The sequence below is a fragment of the Nonomuraea sediminis genome (assembly GCF_018531495.1).
In the GTDB taxonomy this organism is placed as follows: domain Bacteria; phylum Actinomycetota; class Actinomycetes; order Streptosporangiales; family Streptosporangiaceae; genus Nonomuraea; species Nonomuraea sediminis.
In genome coordinates, this window is record NZ_JAHDTI010000013.1 from 62,495 (window position 1) to 80,968 (window position 18,474).

Sequence of the window (18,474 nt, forward strand, 5' to 3'; positions counted from 1 at the left end):
ATGAATGTCAGAGTATGTGAGCGATCTTGCACTTTGCCCCGATTTGGGGTTATGGGGGAGGATCTTTGACCGGGGTCTCCTGGGTTACCATCGCCACATGGACGGCTACTTCGGGTCCTACCTGCTCGTCGCCGCGCTCCTCGCGCTCGGCGTCGCGATCGTGGCCGGAGCCCTGCTCGCCAACCGCCTCCTGCGGCCGACCAGGCCCACCGCCGACAAGCTGACCACCTACGAGTGCGGCGTCGACCCCGTCGGTGAGGGGTGGGCCCAGTCGCAGGTCCGTTACTACGTCTTCACGTACCTGTACGTGGTGTTCGCGGTCGACGCCGTCTTTCTCTTCCCGTGGGCCACGGTCTTCGCCGCGCCGGGGTTCGGGATGACCACGCTGGTGGAGATGTTCGTCTTCCTGGGCTTCATCGCGCTGGGCATCCTGTACGCCTGGCGCAAACGGGTCCTGACGTGGACGTGACCCAGCTAGCCTGACGGGCCATGTCCGTCTTATGTCCGGAGTGCTCGGCCCCCCTCGACGCGGACGAGCGCTTCGTCGCCTGGTGCGCGTCCTGCGACTGGAATCTCCTGCCGCCGCCCGCCCCACCGCGACGGCTGATCCTGCCCCGCCTGCAGGAACGGCTCGTCCGCAACCTGCACGAAGGCGGCATCGACCGCTTCAGCCTGGCTCGCATGGCCTCCTACGCGCTTGCCCTCCTCGTCCACCTGCTGACGCTGGCCATCCTGATCACCGGGGTCTGGCTGGTGGTCGCTTTCACGTTCGTCAGCGTTCCGGTCGGGGTGGTACTGATCGGGCTCGCCTGGCTGATGCGCCCCCGCTTCGGCCGGCTGCCCGACGACGCCGAGGTACTGACCCGGCAGGACGCGCCGCGGCTCTACCAGCTCGTGGACGAGATCGGGGCACGCGCCGGTGCGCCCAGGACCGACGTCGTGGTGCTCAGCGGCGACATCAACGCCAGCTACGGGACGTACGGCTTGCGCCGCCGCCGGGTGCTGACGCTCGGTTACCCCCTGTGGCTGGTGCTCACGCCGCAGGAGCGGATCGCGCTGCTCGGCCACGAGCTGGCGCACTCCAGCAACGGCGACAGCAGGCACGGGGTCGTGGTGGGCACCGCGTTCGGGGCGCTGGCCGAGCTCCGCTCCGCCGCCAGGTCCGACAGGGAGGCGGTGCCTGAGCACGGGCTGTTCGTGCTGGTGGGCCACTGGGCCTCGCAGGTCGTCCTCTGGCTGCTCCGGCTGACCGTCGGCGGCTTCGACACCGTGCTCGAGCTGGTGAACCTGCGGTCGTCGCAGCGTGCCGAGTACCGGGCGGACGCGATGTCGGTCGAGATCGCCGGGACCGTGGCCGCCGCCTCCGCGCTGGACGCCCATGACACCCGGTGCGGCCTCGCCGCGTCGTTCCTGGAGACACGGACCATGGCCATCCCCCGCAATGAGGGTCTGTGGGAGGCGTTGCAGGCCTATATGTCGGGCATTCCGGAATCGGAGTTCGAGCGGCGGCGGCGCGGAGCACGGCTCGTCGCGTTGCGGGTGGACCGTACGCATCCGCCCTCCTACCTGCGCCACGAGCACGTCCTTGGCCTGCCGTACAGGGAACCGGCGGTGACAGCGGCAGGGATGGGGGAGATCGACCGGGAACTCGCGGTGCGGGCCGGGCGGGTGGAGCGGGAGTTGCGGGACAGCATCCGCGCCACGCTCTATCAATGACCCGCGCCTCTACACCTGGGGGCGATCACGCGTGAGAATGGAGCTATGGCAGCGACGGATCTCCCGATGCCCACAGTGGGGCCGATCTCCCGGTTGGCGCCCAAACCCATGCGGTTCGTGCTCAACTGGGGGCGGCGATATTCGCTGTGGGTGTTCAACTTCGGGCTGGCGTGCTGCGCGATCGAGTTCATCGCTACGTCGATGAGCAGGCACGACTTCATCCGCTTCGGCGTGATCCCGTTCGCCAACGGCCCGCGGCAGGCCGACCTGATGATCGTCTCCGGCACCGTGACCGACAAGATGGCTCCCGCCGTCAAGCGGCTCTACGAGCAGATGCCCGATCCGAAGTACGTGATCTCGTTCGGCGCCTGCTCCAACTCCGGCGGGCCCTACTGGGACTCCTACTGCGTGACCAACGGCGTCGACCAGATCGTCCCCGTCGATATCTACGTCCCCGGCTGCCCGCCGCGGCCCGAGGCGCTGCTTTACGGGATCATGAAGCTGCAGGAGAAGATCGCGGGGGAGAAGCTCAGCGATCGGTACGTCTGGTCACGCTCGCACGGGGAGGACGCGTGAGCATCGGTCTCGGCGAAACCTCCACCTTCCTGGGGGAGACCACCGTCTACGTGCAGCCGGGCGAGTGGATCGAGGCGCTGACCCGGGCCCGCGACTCCGGCTACGCCTTCTTCGACTGGCTGACCGCCGTCGACGACATGCCCGACGGCTTCTTCGTCGTGGTCCACCTGTACGACCCGACGGCCTGCGCCCGCATCCTGATCCGCACCCACATCCCGGCCGACGACCCTCGCCTGCCGTCGGCCGTGGGCGTCTTCCGCGGGGCGAACTGGCACGAGCGCGAGACGTTCGAGATGTTCGGCATCACCTTCGACGGCCATCCCTACCTGGTGCCGCTGCTGCTGCCCGACGGGTTCGAGGGTCACCCGCTGCGCAAGGACTTCGTGCTGGCCGCGCGCGTGGCCAAGCCCTGGCCGGGCGCCAAGGAGCCGGGCGAGTCGCACGCCGCGCCGAGCCGCCGCAAGACGCTCCCGCCCGGGGTGCCGGCCGACTGGGGCACCCAGACCGAGGACGACTGATCCGCCTGGAGGTGGCCGGATGCTGGACGTGGTGCTGCGGTTCGTCGTCATCCTGGCGGTGTTCCTCCTGCTGCCCCTGATCGTCGGGCAGACCGAGCACAAGGTCATGGCGCACATGCAGTCGCGCCTCGGCCCGATGTACGCAGGCCGCTTCCACGGCTGGGCCCAGCTGATCGCCGACGGCGTGAAGTTCGCCCAGAAGGAGGACGTCATCCCGGCCGCCGCCGACCGCCGCATCTTCATGATCGCGCCCGGCGTGGCCCTCGTCCCGTACCTCGTCGTGATGATCGCCATCCCCCTCGACCGCGGCGGCGCCGTCGGCGTCGACCTGGACCTGGGCCTGTTCTTCGTGCTGGCCGTCATGGGCGTCGGCGTGCTCGGCGCGATCATCGCCGGGTGGGCCTCGGCCAACAAGTACTCCGTCCTGGGCGGCATGCGCGCCGCCGCCCAGCTCATGTCGTACGAGCTGCCGCTCGTGCTGGCCGCCTCCTCCGTCGCGATGGCCGCGGGCACGCTGTCGATCCCCGGGATCCTGGAGGAGTGGCAGTGGTGGTGGCTGCCGTGGCAGGCCGTCGGCGCCGTCGTGTTCTTCGTGGCCGGGCTCGCCGAGCTGCGCCGACCGCCGTTCGACATGCCCGTCGCCGAGTCAGAGATCATCATGGGTCCGATGACCGAGTACACCGGCATGCGCTTCGCCCTGTTCATGCTCGCCGAGTACGTGGGCATCGTCGTGCTGTCCTTCCTGACCACGGTCCTGTTCCTCGGGGGCTGGCACGGGCCCTTCCTGCCAGGCTGGATCTGGACGCTGATCAAGGCGTTCGCGCTCGCCTTCGTCGTCATCTGGCTGCGGGTCAGCTATCCCCGGCTGCGCGAGGACCAGTTGCAGCGCCTGGCCTGGGTCGCCCTCGTTCCCCTGGCTCTGCTCCAGCTCGCGCTCACGGGTGTGGTGAAGGTCCTGCTGTGACCTTCCCGACAGCCCGGCTGGTCCCGCGCGGCGGCGCCACGATCGGCTCCGACGCCCCTGCCACCGCCCTGACCTGGGACGGCCGCACCCTCACCGCCACCGACCTCGCGACCGAGGAGTCCGTACGGCTGGCGCCCGCACGCCTGTACCACTACGGCTACGAACGCAAGCTCTACGAGGCCAACGGCAAGGAGCGCGTCGAACCCGTCTGGGGGCTGGCCGCGCTCGACGAGGACGGACTCGTCCTGGCGGACATCCCGGGTAACTGGTACGACGCCGACCTCGACCTCTTCGCCCGGCAGGCCGGGCTGCCGATCATCGACGGCCGCAGGCAGCCGACGGCCGTCGTCCGCGCGGTGCTCGCGGGCCGCGCACCGGGCTGGCGGCGCATTCGCGGGGAGCCTCCACGGCGGCCCGCCCGCTGGCACAAGCCGGTGGGGATCGGTGCCGGGGTGGTGGGCGGCGGGATCATGGTCTACCTCGTGGCCAATGGCATGGGTTCGGCTTGGCGGGGTCTGTCGATGTTCGGGCGGTTCATCGCGGACATCGCGGAGGTCAAGTGGCTGCTGCTGGCCTCCAGCCCGCTGGCTCTGGTGCTACGCCCGTTGACCGGGCGGTTCCACCGCCGTCGCGTCAAGAGCGGGGTCGTGCTCGGCTCGCCGGGCGGGACACAGCTCGTCGTCAAGAACCGCAGCCTGTGGGGGATCCGGGGGAAGGAGGCCGTGCTCCCGGTCGTCATCGGGCGGAGCCATGGGCTGGGCGCCCGGTTACTGCTGTACAGCTATGGCGATTTATCGGGACTTTTCGTGTTGGACGCCTCTGGGTGTCCTTTATTGCATTTGCCGGGGGTGTGGTCGCCTGAGTACGCGCACCGGTTCGCGGAGCGGTACGGGCTCGAGCTGGCCGTGCATCGGCTCTCCAAGCAGGAGTATCTCGGGCTTGTCAGAGGGACGTCGCAGGCAATGCCGTGACCCTGTGGGCGTGTGGGTTTCCTGTGGTTTTCGGACGCTCCGTTCCGCAGGGGCTTTGCTGTACGCCCGCAGCGGGGTTTGGACGCTCCATTGTGGCGGGTTTCTTACCCGAGGCAGTGGGTTTGGGCGCTCCGTTACGGTGGGGCGCCACCTTCGCCCGAGTGGCGTTGAGACGACAGAGCCCGGCCAAGGTCGGCGGGGAGCGGGTGGGGTGGTTTGCCGTACACGAGGGTTCGTTACGGCGAGATGCTGTCGCTGCGGCGAGAGGCGTCAGTGGACGATGGCGAGCATGACGTCGGAGGCCGTGGGGCGGTTTTCCGCGCGTTTGTTGAGGCAGGCGCCGACGATGGCGCGCATGCCGGGCGGCATGGGGGATAAGTCGGGGTGGAAGGTGAGCACCCTGTGGAAGACGGCGGGGACCGTGTCCTCGCCGAACGCGGGGCGGCCCGTGGCGGCGAACATCATCGTGACCGCCCAGCTGAAGACGTCGGAAGCCGGCCCGATCGGCTCGCCCGACAGCTGCTCCGGCGACATGTACGGCGGCGTGCCGACCATCTTGCCGCTGGTCATCGTGACCTGGTCGAGCGCGCGGGCGATGCCGAAGTCGATGACGCGCGGCCCGTCGGGGCCGATCAGGACGTTGCTCGGCTTGAAGTCGCGGTGGACCACGCCCGCCTTGTGGATGGCAGCCAGCGCACCGGCTGTGGACAACGCCAGGCGGGTCAGGCCGTCCTCGTCGCGCGGCCCGTGCTTGCGCACCAGCTGCTCGAGCGACGGACCAGCCACGTATTCGCTGACGATGTAGGCCAGGTGGCCAGAGGTGTTGACGTCGAGCAGCCTGGCCGTGGAGAACGTCGCCACCCTGCGGGCCGCGTCGACCTCCCTGGCGAACCTGGCGCGCGCGACGTCGTCGACCAGGTCGTTGAGCACCTTGACCGCGACCCGCACGCCGTCAGGGGCGACCGCCAGATACACCGAGCCCTGCCCGCCGCGCCCGAGTGACTCGAGCACCCGGTAGTGGCCGATCCATTCGGGCTCTCCCGCGCGGCGCATCGCGGTCGGCGTGGTCGTCCGCTGGTGGACGTTCGGCGGCGGTGGCGGCGGCGGGGCGTACGTCGGGTGCTGCCGCAGGACCGCCGACCTGGGCCTGGCCATGGCGGGCACCAGGAAGAGCGAGTGGATGAGGCCGCCGACCCAGCTGGCCACGAGAGCGATCGAGACCAGGGTGGACAGCGGCTCGGGGATGTCCTCGAAGGTGTCGTAGTACAGCACGGGGATGAGGAACGCGACCATGCACAGCGCGTAGACCGTGGCGGCGGCCGCCTGCCAGATGCTGGACAGCCGGTAGGCCGCGAACCCGATGGAGAACGGCGTCGCGAACCCGCACGTCATGAGCGGCAGGAGCGCCCACCCGACGGCGGCGGCCCACCTCCCGCTGCTGGGGCGGTTCGGCTGGCTGTGCAACATGGCACGAAGACTATCCATCGCGTACGGGACATTTTGCTTGTGGAGCAATGTTGTGGATAACCCTGTGCGGACCTGTGGATGGCTGTGGAAAACATGGGGACAACTGGGCCCGGATCATTCACCTCGGCGGCCAAGTGCGCCATGATGATGAATCATGGCAGGGATACCGGGAGTCGGACTCGCAAAGGGGCTTTCCATCACCCTTCGCCACATGCTGCGCAGATCCGTCACGCAGCAGTATCCCGAGGTCAGGCCCGCCCTCCCGCCCCGCAGCCGCGGCGTCATTGCCCTGGTCGAGGAGAACTGCACCTCCTGCATGCTGTGCGCCCGGGAATGCCCCGACTGGTGCATCTACATCGACTCGCACAAGGAGACGATCCCCGCCCCCGAGGGCGGCCGGGCCCGCCAACGCAACGTTCTCGATAGGTTCGCGATCGATTTCTCGTTGTGCATGTACTGCGGCATCTGCATAGAGGTGTGCCCGTTCGACGCGCTGTTCTGGTCTCCAGAGTTCGAGTACGCCGAGGGCGACATCCGCAACCTCCTGCACGAGAAGGACCAGCTCGCGGCCTGGGTGCCGACCGTGCCGCCGCCGCCCGCGCACGATCCGGGCGCCGAGCCGCCCAAGGAGCGCGCGGCTGCGGCCGCCCCCGCACGGCCGCCCAGGGATGTGCGGGGAATCCGGCCCCCTGGCGGGCTTCCGTCAGGCGCGGGCGAGACTCCGGCCCCGGCTTCATCCACAGGCGAGGCCGGGAGCGCGGAGTTGTCCACAGGTTCGGGCGCGCCGCCGCAAGAAGGCGAGGCGCAGGAGCAAGCTTCTGGCGCGAGCACGCGCAGGCGCAGGATGACCGATCCCCGGTCCATCCGGCCGCCTGGGCGGCTCGGTCCTGACGAGCCGAGGGAGTCCGAGGAGGAGTCGTGACCGAGGCGGTGCCCTCCTACCTGTCACCCACCGGGCAAGAGGTCGTGTTCTTGCTGCTGGGTGCGGTGGCGGTCGGATCGGCGCTGCTCGTCGTCACGACCAGGCAGCTGGTGCACGCCGCGCTGTGGCTGGTGGTCTCGTTCGGCGCGCTCGCGGGCGGCTATCTGGTGCTGACCGCCGAGTTCGTCGCCTGGGTGCAGGTCCTCATCTACGTCGGCGCCGTCGTCGTGCTGCTGCTGTTCGGCATCATGCTCACCCGCGCGCCGATCGGCCGCTCGCCCGACCTCGACAGCGGCAACCGGGTCGTCGCCGTGATCGTCGCGGTGGCCACGGCTGCGGTCCTGGTCACCGTCGTCATCGACGCCTTCCGCGCCGCCTACACCCCGCTGAGACCCGGGCCCGGCTCGGCCAAGCAGCTGGGCGCCAGCGTGTTCAGCACCTGGGTGCTGCCCTTCGAGGCGCTGTCCGTCCTGCTGCTCGCCGCGCTGATCGGCGCCATTGTCCTGTCCAGGACTGACATCCCTGGGGGCAAGCCACCCGAGCCAGAAGAGACCGGGGGTAAGTAGTGCACATCGTCTACCCGGTGGTTGTTTCCGCGCTGCTGTTCTCCATCGGCGTCTACGGCGTGCTGGCGCGCCGTAACACGATCCTGGTGCTGATGTCGGTCGAGCTGATGCTCAACGCGGTCAACCTCAACCTGGTCGCGTTCGACGTCTGGCTCGGCGACCGCCTTCACAGCGGGCAGGTGCTCACGCTGTTCGTCATCGTGATCGCCGCGGCAGAGGTGGGCCTGGGTCTGGCCATCGTGCTCGCGCTCTTCCGCAACCGCCGCACCGTCGACCTCGACACCCTGCGCGACCTGGCCGAGCCCGCGCCCGGCGAGGGCGGCGGCGCCGGGCCGACGGGCGCCGTCGAGTCGGGAGGCACGGGCAACGGCGGGCCCGTCCCCGGCGAGGCCGCCGGCCTGCGCGCGCCGATCCAGCGAGGGGGCAAGCGATGAACTCCTTCCCGCTGGTGGCCGTGCTGCTGCCCTTCGTCGCCGCGTTCGCGGGGCTGCTGCTGTCGCGCTGGCCGCACCGCCGTCCTGCCCACGACCTCGCGCAGGCCTCCGGCGAGCCGCCCGCCGACCGCTCCGCCGACCTGGCGGCCAACCGGCGGGCCGCCTGGATCGCGGTCCTGCCGACCGCGGCCTCCACGGTGCTGGCGATCTGGTTGGCGTGGAGCCAGGGGTTCGCGTTCTTCGGCAGGCTCGAGGGCGCGGCGCCGGCAGGGGCGGTCGGCCAGACCTACGGGTCCATCGGCACCGGATCGATCCCGATCTCCCTGACGCTCCAGGCCGACGACCTGTCGGCCATCGTCGGCGTGCTGGTCACGGTGGTGGCGCTGGCCGTACAGGTCTACTCGGTCGGCTATCTCAAGGGCGACCCGCGCTACCCCTCCTACAGCGCGTTCATCAGCCTGTTCACCAGCGCGATGCTGCTGGTCGTCTACGCGGGCGACCTCCTGGTCCTCTACGTGGGCTGGGAGATCATGGGCCTGTGCTCCTACCTGCTGATCGGGCACTGGTGGGAAGACCGGGCCAACTCGCGGGCCGCGGTCAAGGCCTTCCTCGTCACCCGGCTGGGCGACGTCGGGTTCCTGTTCGGCATCTTCGTGCTGGGGATGTCGGCGGGCAGCTTCCAGATCTCCACGGTGCTGGCCAAGGTGCCCCAGCTGCCCACGGGCACGCTGGTGGCGGCCACGATGCTGTTGCTGGCCGGGGTGGCGGGCAAGAGCGCCCAGGTCCCGCTGCACACCTGGCTGCCGGACGCGATGGCGGGCCCGACGCCGATCAGCGCCCTGATCCACGCCGCCACCATGGTCGCCGCGGGCATCTTCATCGTGGCCCGGCTCTACCCCGCCTTCCTGGCCGCGCGGCCCACGCTCGACGTGCTGGCAGTGATCGCCGCGCTCGGCATGCTGGGCGCCGCCCTGGCCGCCCTGGCGCAGGACGACCTCAAACGGGTCCTGGCCTACTCCACCGTCAGCCAGCTCGCCTACATGGCGGGCGCGCTCGCGGCGGGTTCCGACACGGCCGCCATCTTCCACCTGCTCACCCACGGGGCGTTCAAGGCGCTGCTGTTCCTGTGCGCGGGCGCGGTGATCCACCACGTGGGCGCCAACCTGATGAGCCAGATGGGCGGGCTGCGCAGGGAGCTTCCCGTCACGTTCGTGACGATGACGATCGGGTTCGCCGCGCTCATGGGCCTGCCGCCCACCAGCGGCTTCTTCAGCAAGGACGCCGTGCTGGCCGCCATGGACCGCGCCCTGTCCGGCAGCCTCACCGACGCGGCCGCGCTCCTGCTGTACGGCTGCGCGCTGGCGACCGTGGCCGTCACCGGGGCCTACGCGACCCGGGCGTGGCTGCGCACCTTCTTCGGCGAGACGCGGGCCGTGGCGCTGCCCGAGCCCGAGCCGGGCACCGCCCACGTGGTCGACACCCGTGAGGCGCCGCCCAGCATGCTCGTCCCCATCGTGGTGCTGTCGGTGCCGGCGCTGCTGCTCGGTTTCGCCGGCGGAGCCCACGTCGACTGGTCGATCGCGGCGATCAGCGTGCTCCTCGCGCTGCTCGGGGCCGGGGTGGTCTACGCGTACTGGCGCAGCGACCCCGTGGCCGATCCCGCGCGGCTGCTCGGGCCGTTCCGCGTGCCCTGCGAGCGGGCGTTCTACGTGGACACCGTCTACTCCGTGCTGTTCGTCCGGCCTGTCCTGGCGCTGTCCAGGCTCGTCGTCCAGACCGACGACGCGGTCGTCGACGGGGCGGTGCGCGGGTCCGGCCGTTCGGCGCGCGGGCTGTCGGGGCTGCTGCGGCTCGCCCAGAACGGCAACGTGCAGCTCTACGTGAGCGGCGTGCTGGCCGGTGTCCTCTTGATCGCGGTGGGGGCGGTGGTGTTCACATGATGGGCTGGGTCTCCGTCGCCCTACTGGCTGTGCCGCTGCTCGGGGCGCTCGGCCTGCTGGCCGCCCCGCGCGCGCTCCGGCCCGTCCTGCACGTGTACGGCCTGGTGGTGTCCGGGGTCACGCTGCTGCTGGCCGTACTGATGCTGGTGAGGTTCGACTACGGAGATTCCCGGCGGGCGCAGTTCGTGGTCGACGTGCCGTGGATCCGCGGGCTCGACCTTCGCTTCCACCTGGGGGTCGACGGGATCTCGCTACCGCTGGTCGCGCTGACCGCGCTGCTGACGTTCCTGTGCTTCGTCTACCTCGGCGCGGGCGGCGGGCGCGGGCCCGGGCAGCTCATGCGGCCGAAGAGCGGCGGCGGGCGGCCACGGGCGATGGTGTTCACGCTGCTCGTGCTCGAGGTGGGCATGATCGGCACGTTCCTGGCCCTCGACCTGCTGCTGTTCTTCGTGTTCTTCGAGGTCGTGCTGGTCCCGATGTACTTCCTGATCGCCATCTGGGGCGGCGCGGGCCGGCGCGCCGCGGCGGTCAAGTTCATCCTCTACACGGTGCTCGGCTCCGTCGTGATGCTGCTCGGCCTGCTGCTCGTCTGGGCGCAGACCGGCACGCTCGACGTCCTGGCCCTGGAGGCCGCACACGGGCGCGGGATGACCGCGGGCGTGCAGACGCTGGCGTTCGTCGCGATCGGGCTCGGGCTCGCGGTCAAGACACCGATGTGGCCGCTGCACACCTGGCTGCCCGACGCCCACACCGAAGCCCCCACCGTCGGCTCGGTGCTGCTGGCCGGGGTGCTGCTGAAGATGGGCACGTACGGCTTCGCCAGGATCGCGATCCCCGTCCTCCCGCACGGCGCCGCCACGGTGGCGCCGTGGCTCGGCGCGTTCGCCGTCGTCGGCATCGTCTACGGAGCCCTGGCCTGCCTGGCCCAGCGCGACCTGAAACGCATGATCGCCTACTCCTCCATCGGCCACATGGGCTTCGTGCTGCTCGGCTTCGCCACGCTCACCACCGTCGGCATCAACGGGGCGCTGTTCGCCAACGTCGCCCACGGGCTGATCACCGGCCTGCTGTTCTTCCTCGCCGGGGCGGTCAAGGAGCGGTACGGCACGGCCGACATGCCCTCGCTCGGCGGCGGGATGCTGGCCACGATGCCGCGCCTGGGCTCCGTGCTGACCTTCGCGGCCATCGCCTCCCTGGGGCTGCCGGGGCTCGCCGGGTTCTGGGGGGAGATGCTGGCCCTGTTCGGCGCCTACCAGCCGGCGGCCGGGCTGCCCCGCGGGCTGTTCCTGACATTCATGGTGATCGGCGGGCTCGGGGCGGTGCTCACGGCGGCCTACTTCCTGGTCATGCTGTCCCGGGTCACGCACGGGCCGCCCGCCGCTCCCGTCTCCGTCGTCCGGCTGGCGCCCGCCGGGGTGGCCGCGCTGGGGCGGACGGGGGATGCGCAGGGCGCCGACGGCGGATCTGCTCCGCCGCGCCGGGCGGGCCTCAGGCCGCGTGACATCCGGGGATACGAGCTGGCCTCCTGGGTTCCGCTGATCGTGCTGATCCTGCTGTTCGGGCTGTGGCCGAAGCTGTTGCTGTCGTTGACCACGCCCGCCGTACAGCTGCTGTTGGGGGTGGCGTCGTGATCCAGCAGATCGACTACGTCGCGATCGCCGCGCCCCTGCTTCTCGCCGTGGTGGCGGGGCTGGTGCTGCTGCTCGACGCGTTCCTGCCGCGGGCAGGGGCCGTGCCGGGGCTGGTGACGCTGGCCGGGGTTCTGGGCGCGCTCGCGATCGTGGTGTGGCAGGCCGCGAGCGGCGGGCCGCCCCGCTCGACGTTCTGCGTGCCGGGGGCCGGAGGGCTGTGCTCGTTCGTGGTCGACCGGTTCACGCTGGTGTTCGCCGGGGTCGTGCTGGTCGCGGGCGTGGTGGTCGTGCTGCTGTCGATGACCGAGCTGGCCGGCGGCGGGATCCCGGTGGGCGAGTGGTACTTCCTGCTGCTCTGCACGCTGGTGGGGGCCGTGACGCTGCCCGCCTCGCGGGATCTGATCATGCTGGTGGTGGCGCTCGAGCTGGTCTCGCTGCCGGTCTTCGCGCTGACGGCGCTTCGGCGGTACGACGGGCGGGGCTCCGAGGCCGCGGTCAAGCTGTTCCTGGTGTCGGTGGTGTCGACTGCCGTGATGCTGTTCGGGGTGTCCCTGCTGTACGGCGTGGGCGGGTCGGTCCACCTGGCCCGGCTGGCCGGGGTGTTGAGCGGGGCCGTGCCCGCGCCCGGGCTCGTCGGCGCTTCCGGGTCCGGGATGCCGGCCGTGGTCACGGTCGCGGTGGTGCTGGTCGTGGCCGGGTTCGGGTTCAAGATCGCGGCTGTGCCGTTCCATGCCTGGGCGGCCGACGTCTACCAGGGGGCGCCGATCCCGGTGGCGGCGCTGCTGTCCGTGATCTCCAAGGCCGCCGGGTTCGCCGGGCTGATCCTCATCCTGGTGACCGCGCTCGGCGGGCAGGCCTTCACCTGGTCCCCGGTGATCGCGATCGTGTCCGCGCTCACCATGAGCGTGGGCAACCTGCTGGCCATGCGGCAACGCTCCGCCGTACGGCTGCTCGCGTGGTCGTCGGTGGCCCAGTCGGGTTACATCCTGGCGCCGCTGGCACTCGGCGGACGTGCCGTGGGCGCCTCGGTGACGTATCTGGTGATCTACGCCGCGATGAACCTCGGGGCCTTCGCGGTGGTCATGCTGGTGTCCCGGTCGGCGCCGCGAAACGAGCTCGACGACTATCGCGGGCTCGCCTTCCGCGCTCCCGCGCAGGGACTGGCACTGGCGTTCTGCCTGGTCTGCCTGGCCGGTCTGCCACCAGGCCTGGCCGGTCTCTTCGCCAAGGTGGTCGTCTTCCGCATCCTGGTCGAGGGCGGCCTCGGCTGGCTGGCGGTCATCATGGCGATCAACACCGTGATCGGCCTCTACTACTACGCCACCTGGACCGCCCGCCTCTTCGCCCCCGCCCCCGCTATCGTCGCCCACCGCCCCTTCCCCGCCACCACTCTCGCCATGGCCCTCTCCCTGATCGCCGCCATCCTCTTCTCCGCCGCTCCCCAACTGGCCCTGACCATGGCCGGCCTGACCACCTGACCCCCCACCCCGCCTGCCCGGAGCCGCGGTAGCGGGGAGTGTTCTGTGGATCCAGCCTCCCGCCCGCCCCGACAGAAACCGCACGGCCTGCAGCAACCGGTCCCTGGTAGCGCACTTGACCGGGAGCGAAGGGTGTGGGCTTGTGCCGCCCGCGTCTCGCAAGGCCACGTGGGAGCATGAGGTCGTGTCAATCGACGATGGGTCCTTCGACGCAGCCAGTGCCGTCGCGTCGCGTGAGGATCTCGCTCGGTTCGTTGAAGCGCTACACGGCGAGCTGGTCAACGGCGCCGATTGGGAGAACGATCGGCTGGATCTGTTTCTGGAAGCGCTGGCTGCGTGGATCCGGGACTCTCCTGGGCTCCACGCCGGAAACCCCGCACCCGAGACCGCGAGGTGGTTCCTTCTTCGCCCAGGCGTTGGGGGCGGCGACGGTCTATGAGTGAGTCGGTGGGAGAGAAATCCGTCGACACGCTGACGTCCGGCGCTGATCCAACGGGTTCGCGAGGCCGAATGATCGTTCTCCTATGAGGCTCCCGGCGGAACCACATGGCTACCTGGTCTCGCTTCGAGGGGATCTTCTCCGCGGGCAGCTAGTCGGACGTGCCGAAGACGCGGGATGGATCGCTTGCGATCTGATCGGAGCCGGAATCGACACGCCCGGCATGCTCGAACTGGCCGGGCACGCCCTCTCCATCGGCTCGCTGTCGGAGATCGAGCCGCTGATCCGTCAGGTGCTCTCGGAATGCGGCATGCCACCGATCGACACCCAGCAGGAGCCATGGGACGTCGCGCTCGACATCTCGCTGGCCATCCAGGACGGCACACTGCCGATCTCAGCCGGTGCCGACTTCTTGATCATCCAGCTCGCGCCGAGGTGTGGTCACCCGCCAGAGATCATGCAGCTCATGATCCTCATCGACGACTGGGAGGCCATCCGGACCACACCGCCGACCGACGCCGAGCTCCGTACTCACGCAGGAAGGATCGCGAAAGCGGCGGAGAGGCACAGCACGTACATGCCCACCTCAGATTGAGGGTCCTATTGCTGGCCGTGGAGCAGCCACAGCATGTAGGCGGCGACGGAGGACGAATCGGCGACCGATCCCTCGCTGATCATCTGCTCGAATTCGGCCCGGCGCACCCAGCGCTGCCGCATGTCCTGCTCAGTGTGCTCGCGGCTGGCCGTACCCTCTGCGAGCCCGGTGGCCAGGAACACGTGAACGGCCTGATTGGTCATCCCGTGAGCGTTGTCCAAGCACCCCAGATGCCGCAGACGCGCAGCTCGGAGGCCGGTCTCCTCCGCGAGTTCCCTCCTGGCCTCGTCTTCCCGAGTGTCGGCCTCGGCGCTGCCCTGGGGGAAACTCCACGAGCGACGGCCGATCGGATAGCGGTACTCCTCCACCAGGTGGAACCCGCCGTCTTCTTCCGGCACGACCAGCACGAAGTCGGGTTTGACGACATATCCGTACAGGCCAGGCGAGCCGTCAGGACGCTCGATCGCGTCCTCGCGCACGGTCATCCACGGGTTGCGATAGACCTCCCGCGAGGAGACCTGCCGGATCACAGGCTGCACGTCAACCATGACATCGCATCGTATCCAGCCATCGGCAGGGCATCGGGGATCGCCACGTCGGCGCCTCCGGCCAGATCTCCCAGATCGCCATGTCGGAGCGTCCGGCCAGATCTCCCAGATCGGGCCGGGCGAGCGCACTCAGGCACAGGCCGACCTGGCTTGCTCGCGACCCGACGCTCCTTGCAGACGGTCACCCACACGGGCCTCGTGCACCCAGAACGGGCCGCGTCACGGTCTCCGTTGCATGATCTGGCTCAAATCTGGATCGGGCTGCTCGGCTATGTGGCGAAAGGGCGCGTCTGGCGGAAGGACGCGTCTATATGGCGCACAACGCGCCGGACGAACTGGCCGCGTCTATATAGCTGCGCACCGCGCTGGACGAACTGGCCGCGTTGCGCGGCCAACAACTCCTCGAGTGGCCCGAAACAGGGGACAGTGGCCATGTCCCGCGCGTGTACTCAATCGCCTGCGCCGTCCCGAGGGCTCACGAAGATCCAGTAACGCCGCGCCGGGCCGAGTCTGGTCTCGCGGATACCCTCGAGGACGCCGCCGTGCCGTTCGATGGTCTTCACCGAGGCGACGTTCTCGGCCGTGCAGACAAGCAGCACCCGGTCCATGCCGAGCTCCCGAGCCTTGTCGAGCATCCGACCCAACGCCCACGTAGCCACCCCGCGCTGACGCGCGGACGGCCGAATGCCATAACCGATATGTCCGGCCCACTGCACGAACTCGCCGAACCCGTGCCGCAACGCGATCCCGCCGAGCACCCGGCCACCATCCACGATCCACCGGTACGTGCACGCACCCGACTCGCCGTCCAGCCGCGCCACCCAGGCCACAAACCCGCCCGGCGAGTCGACCTCATCGATCGGCAGCAACCCGAACCCGTCCTCATGAAAACCGGGCCCCCACTCAGCATGCGCCTCAAGCCAAGCGGAGTGCAGACGCGCACTAGGCACGACCAGTTCAGGCATACCGCGACCCTACCCATCCAGACCCCGAGCGGGACGTCGACCGCCCTTCCAGATTCGCCCTACCCCGCGCCTCCTTCAGGCGGGCGCTCGGTCTGCCCGATCCACGCACAGAGCAAAGCCGTCAGCACGAAGCCCACCACAACAGGGGCCCCAAGAACGAACGTGAGGCCCTCGTCGGGCACCCAGGAGTCATATGCCGGCTGAAGGCAGAAAATCGCCAGCATGGCAAAGGGCGCCACCAGCCCAACAAGCGGCCAGTGCGGCAGGCGGGCAAGCAGCGCACCCAGCGCGCTGAGCGGGAAGGGCGCCAGCATCAACGCCATCACCAGGTCCAGCTCGCTATCCGAGTCGTGAGTCGGCCAGCGGAGGAGGAGCAACAGCGAGACTGCCACCGCAGCCCCCGCCAGAGCCGACCTGAAGAGGAGACGCACGGGATGATTGTCGCGAATCAAGAGGAACAGGTCGACGTTCAGAAGACCATCCCGACGATCAGACCCATGACCAGGCCAGGCCGATGGTTGACGGCCATGGGCTACACCTCGTGGGAGGGTGGCGCTATGTCGACCTCCCGAAAGGGTCATGCCGCGTAGCGCGTCCGCGCAGGTCCGCGCTGACACCCTGCACCGAAACCCGGCCACCGGTGAACCCGTTCGACTGATCCCCGGCTTGTCTCCGCAGGGTCGCGCTGCGGTCGCCCGTCTGGAGCGAACGCGCTTGTGGCCCAGTGCCGCCGCCGATGCCCTGCAGGCGTGGTCGCTGTTTCTTCGAGGTCCCGCGCACCGCTTGTTCGATCCGAAGCACGGCTGTGTGGAGACGATGTGTTGTCCCGATCCGCTGGAGCTGCGCGCCGTCCTCGCCATCCTGCCGCCCGAGGACGCCCGCAAGTTGCGTCGAAGTGTCGATGAGATCGACGAGCAGTGGTAGCAGGGACAGCGCTTGACGATCGTGAACCCCGCGCTACCGGGGCGAATGGAAAGAACCGCCATACTTCGGCTCCGGGCCCGCGACATCATCGCCTGTGCGAAGGTCAGGTGCTCTCATCGAGATAGGCGAAATACACCGTGATGCTTGGCCGCGAGCCCTCGGTCGTGATCTCGGTGTGCATGATCAGATCGTGCACCTCGACATCGCCCAGGGCCTCAATGCTGTCAGCCACTCTGCGGAGAAGTGACGGTACGTCGCCCTGGCCTGACCCTTCGGGATTCGCCTGGGCGAAGTGGCGCATGGTCCAATCGATCTTCTCGGGCAAGTTCTTGGCCTCCTTGATTGCCTGCTGTGTCGACCATGGACAGCTCTTTCTGATGATCATGACACTGCCTCAGTCGCCTACGCATCCCGGTGCCGGAGGTCTCGGGGCTGGGAAACTTGATCACTTCGTTTGGAGGTGGCTAGGTTCACGCTGTGGCTGAGGTGCTTCCCGAGTCAACGGCTCCATCTTCAGGGCCATGGCAGGCGGCCCCGTGGATTGTGGTGGCCGGGGTCCTCGCGTGCTTGGCCTGGTTGGGCACGGTTCCCGCCTTCGTCATAGGGCTTTGGGGAGGGAGTTGAAAGAGTGCGGCCTTGATCCGTACACGGAGTACGAATCTCCTGCCTGCGCCCCGGTGAGCCTGTGGGCGGTCATCACTGTGTGTATGTGGTTTGCCTCTCCCGTGATCGGCGTCCTCGCAGGAACCATTGCCGGACTGGCGCCGCGACAGTTCGTCCGGGTCAGGAAGACAGCTGTGTGGCTGATACCGGCCCTACCTGCTTTCGCCTTCTTCGTAAACGCGGTGACCATCGTGATCTACGGAGATGACTACTTATGAAGGGTGGCGTGATCGAGATCGACGGCCCCTTCTATCGTGTCAGCGAGCCCGGCTTCGAGATGCTGATCCCTCGCTGGCAAGGGCGGGAACCAGAGACCATTGGAGTTCGCGCCCCTTGACGCGCCCTGTTGGCATTTCAACGAGGCGGATGCAGGGCGGGTTCGATGGCGGCGAGCAGTTCGAGATTGGGCTCGTGTGGCTGCCTGGCGAAAGCTGCCTCCACAGCTGCGGCGGCGGGTCCGCCTGTGAGCCAGGTATGGACCTGCTGGTAGGCAGGGCTTTGGCGGTTCCAGAAGGCGTTGGTCATGCGGTTGCCCGACATGCCGGTCAGGACGAAGTCGTGCAGGTGCTGGATTGCCGGATCGGTGTCGAGATTGCTCCACGTGCTGAGGCAGGTTGCCAGATCCATGCCTGTGGCGGCCAGGGCGCACAGCACTGTGTCGATCGGCGGGCGGGCCGGGTAGTTGCGTAGGGTCTCGTGCCACCATTCGCGCAGGAACCCGGCTATGGCATCGCGCTCGTCAATCGGCCAGGTCTGCCAGTCGCCGGAGGCGAGCTTGCCGAAAACGATCTCGGGATCCGGATAGGTGAAGGCGTCTTCTGCCGCGCATTCGAGCAGGCGCGGCAGAAAGTAGCGGAACTCGGTGACACCACCCCACGTGGTCAGTGCCTTGGCGGCGTAGCGGGCCAGCGACTCAGCTTCCACGGACCTGACCGGCCCCGCCAGGATGCACAGCTCCTCGCCTGGATCGACGCAGTGCGGACAGCCGATCACGCGCTCAGGCCGGGCGACGTGTCCGAATGCCTCGTACAGTCGCCGCTTGGCCGCATCCCACCCCGACATCGATCCATTATCGGGCGCGGCACCCTCGCGGCATGATCCAAGCAAGCCCAATGCGGGACTGACGGTGCTCAAACGCTGAGGTGAATCAGCCGTCG

General features: G+C 69.1%; 21 protein-coding genes. 15 read left to right on the forward strand and 6 right to left on the reverse strand.

From position 1 onward, the window contains the following. The first annotated feature begins 97 nt into the window (after positions 1-97). From KIK09_RS42335 to KIK09_RS42360, 6 genes are read left to right on the forward strand one after another with little or no spacing between them, the layout of a single operon-like run. Positions 98-469 (forward strand): NADH-quinone oxidoreductase subunit A, encoded by a 372-nt coding sequence (locus KIK09_RS42335; protein ID WP_214325166.1) that lies wholly within the window; start codon positions 98-100, stop codon positions 467-469. Positions 470-489: 20 nt separating this feature from the next. After that, positions 490-1,716, forward strand: a complete 1,227-nt coding sequence (locus KIK09_RS42340) for a M48 family metallopeptidase (protein WP_214325167.1) — start codon at positions 490-492, stop codon at positions 1,714-1,716. Positions 1,717-1,761: 45 nt separating this feature from the next. Continuing rightward, positions 1,762-2,292, forward strand: coding sequence for an NADH-quinone oxidoreductase subunit B (locus tag KIK09_RS42345; protein WP_443678887.1), 531 nt, complete (start codon positions 1,762-1,764; stop codon positions 2,290-2,292). Next, positions 2,289-2,810 carry an NADH-quinone oxidoreductase subunit C gene (locus KIK09_RS42350; protein WP_308164658.1) on the forward strand — a complete coding sequence of 174 codons (522 nt, stop codon included), beginning with the start codon at positions 2,289-2,291 and terminating at the stop codon, positions 2,808-2,810. Before KIK09_RS42345 ends, KIK09_RS42350 begins: the two co-directional genes overlap by 4 nt. A gap of 19 nt (positions 2,811-2,829) precedes the next feature. After that, positions 2,830-3,774 carry an NADH-quinone oxidoreductase subunit NuoH gene (nuoH, locus tag KIK09_RS42355; RefSeq protein ID WP_214325168.1) on the forward strand — a complete coding sequence of 315 codons (945 nt, stop codon included), beginning with the start codon at positions 2,830-2,832 and terminating at the stop codon, positions 3,772-3,774. Then, on the forward strand, positions 3,771-4,745 hold the full coding sequence (locus KIK09_RS42360) for a hypothetical protein (RefSeq protein ID WP_214325169.1): 975 nt from the start codon (positions 3,771-3,773) through the stop codon (positions 4,743-4,745). The genes nuoH and KIK09_RS42360 overlap by 4 nt, the downstream gene beginning before the upstream one ends. 270 nt (positions 4,746-5,015) lie before the next feature. Here the strand turns inward: KIK09_RS42360 and KIK09_RS42365 are convergent, their stop codons facing one another. After that, the gene (locus tag KIK09_RS42365; protein WP_214325170.1) at positions 5,016-6,212 is read right to left on the reverse strand and encodes a serine/threonine-protein kinase; all 1,197 of its coding nucleotides are present in this window, start codon (positions 6,210-6,212) and stop codon (positions 5,016-5,018) included. A 211-nt stretch (positions 6,213-6,423) separates the two neighbouring features. Between KIK09_RS42365 and KIK09_RS42370 the strand changes: the two genes are divergently transcribed. The 8 genes from KIK09_RS42370 (at position 6,424) to KIK09_RS42405 (ending at position 14,217) form a co-directional block, all read left to right on the forward strand. Further along, complete coding sequence (locus KIK09_RS42370; protein ID WP_250574679.1) at positions 6,424-7,134, forward strand: NuoI/complex I 23 kDa subunit family protein; 711 nt, start codon at positions 6,424-6,426, stop codon at positions 7,132-7,134. After that, positions 7,131-7,700, forward strand: coding sequence for an NADH-quinone oxidoreductase subunit J family protein (locus KIK09_RS42375; RefSeq protein ID WP_214325172.1), 570 nt, complete (start codon positions 7,131-7,133; stop codon positions 7,698-7,700). Before KIK09_RS42370 ends, KIK09_RS42375 begins: the two co-directional genes overlap by 4 nt. A 17-nt stretch (positions 7,701-7,717) precedes the next feature. Then, a complete protein-coding gene (gene nuoK / locus KIK09_RS58480; RefSeq protein WP_308164659.1) occupies positions 7,718-8,134 on the forward strand; it encodes an NADH-quinone oxidoreductase subunit NuoK in 417 nt (138 codons plus the stop codon). After that, positions 8,131-10,074, forward strand: a complete 1,944-nt coding sequence (locus KIK09_RS42385) for an NADH-quinone oxidoreductase subunit 5 family protein (protein ID WP_214325173.1) — start codon at positions 8,131-8,133, stop codon at positions 10,072-10,074. Before nuoK ends, KIK09_RS42385 begins: the two co-directional genes overlap by 4 nt. Next, a complete protein-coding gene (locus KIK09_RS42390) occupies positions 10,071-11,705 on the forward strand; it encodes a complex I subunit 4 family protein (RefSeq protein ID WP_308164660.1) in 1,635 nt (544 codons plus the stop codon). The genes KIK09_RS42385 and KIK09_RS42390 overlap by 4 nt, the downstream gene beginning before the upstream one ends. After that, positions 11,702-13,183 carry an NADH-quinone oxidoreductase subunit N gene (locus tag KIK09_RS42395; RefSeq protein WP_214325174.1) on the forward strand — a complete coding sequence of 494 codons (1,482 nt, stop codon included), beginning with the start codon at positions 11,702-11,704 and terminating at the stop codon, positions 13,181-13,183. The genes KIK09_RS42390 and KIK09_RS42395 overlap by 4 nt, the downstream gene beginning before the upstream one ends. Before the next feature lie 184 nt (positions 13,184-13,367). Further along, positions 13,368-13,622 carry a DUF7660 family protein gene (locus tag KIK09_RS42400; RefSeq protein ID WP_214325175.1) on the forward strand — a complete coding sequence of 85 codons (255 nt, stop codon included), beginning with the start codon at positions 13,368-13,370 and terminating at the stop codon, positions 13,620-13,622. A gap of 223 nt (positions 13,623-13,845) precedes the next feature. Beyond that, the gene (locus KIK09_RS42405) at positions 13,846-14,217 is read left to right on the forward strand and encodes a hypothetical protein (protein WP_214325176.1); all 372 of its coding nucleotides are present in this window, start codon (positions 13,846-13,848) and stop codon (positions 14,215-14,217) included. 5 nt (positions 14,218-14,222) lie between these two features. Here the strand turns inward: KIK09_RS42405 and KIK09_RS42410 are convergent, their stop codons facing one another. From KIK09_RS42410 to KIK09_RS42420, 3 genes are all read right to left on the reverse strand, one after another. Then, positions 14,223-14,765 carry an NUDIX domain-containing protein gene (locus tag KIK09_RS42410; protein WP_214325177.1) on the reverse strand — a complete coding sequence of 181 codons (543 nt, stop codon included), beginning with the start codon at positions 14,763-14,765 and terminating at the stop codon, positions 14,223-14,225. Between the two features lie 449 nt (positions 14,766-15,214). Further along, entirely contained in the window at positions 15,215-15,730 is a 516-nt protein-coding gene (locus tag KIK09_RS42415; protein WP_214325178.1) for a GNAT family N-acetyltransferase, read from the reverse strand. Positions 15,731-15,789: 59 nt separating this feature from the next. After that, positions 15,790-16,161, reverse strand: a complete 372-nt coding sequence (locus KIK09_RS42420) for a hypothetical protein (RefSeq protein WP_214325179.1) — start codon at positions 16,159-16,161, stop codon at positions 15,790-15,792. Between the two features lie 148 nt (positions 16,162-16,309). Between KIK09_RS42420 and KIK09_RS42425 the strand changes: the two genes are divergently transcribed. Further along, positions 16,310-16,654 carry a hypothetical protein gene (locus tag KIK09_RS42425; protein WP_214325180.1) on the forward strand — a complete coding sequence of 115 codons (345 nt, stop codon included), beginning with the start codon at positions 16,310-16,312 and terminating at the stop codon, positions 16,652-16,654. A 103-nt stretch (positions 16,655-16,757) separates the two neighbouring features. Here the strand turns inward: KIK09_RS42425 and KIK09_RS42430 are convergent, their stop codons facing one another. Continuing rightward, positions 16,758-17,039: a hypothetical protein gene (locus tag KIK09_RS42430; protein ID WP_214325181.1), complete on the reverse strand. Its 282-nt coding sequence runs from the start codon at positions 17,037-17,039 to the stop codon at positions 16,758-16,760. 632 nt (positions 17,040-17,671) lie between these two features. Further along, on the reverse strand, positions 17,672-18,379 hold the full coding sequence (locus KIK09_RS42435) for a hypothetical protein (protein ID WP_214325182.1): 708 nt from the start codon (positions 18,377-18,379) through the stop codon (positions 17,672-17,674). Between the last annotated feature and the right edge of the window lie 95 nt (positions 18,380-18,474).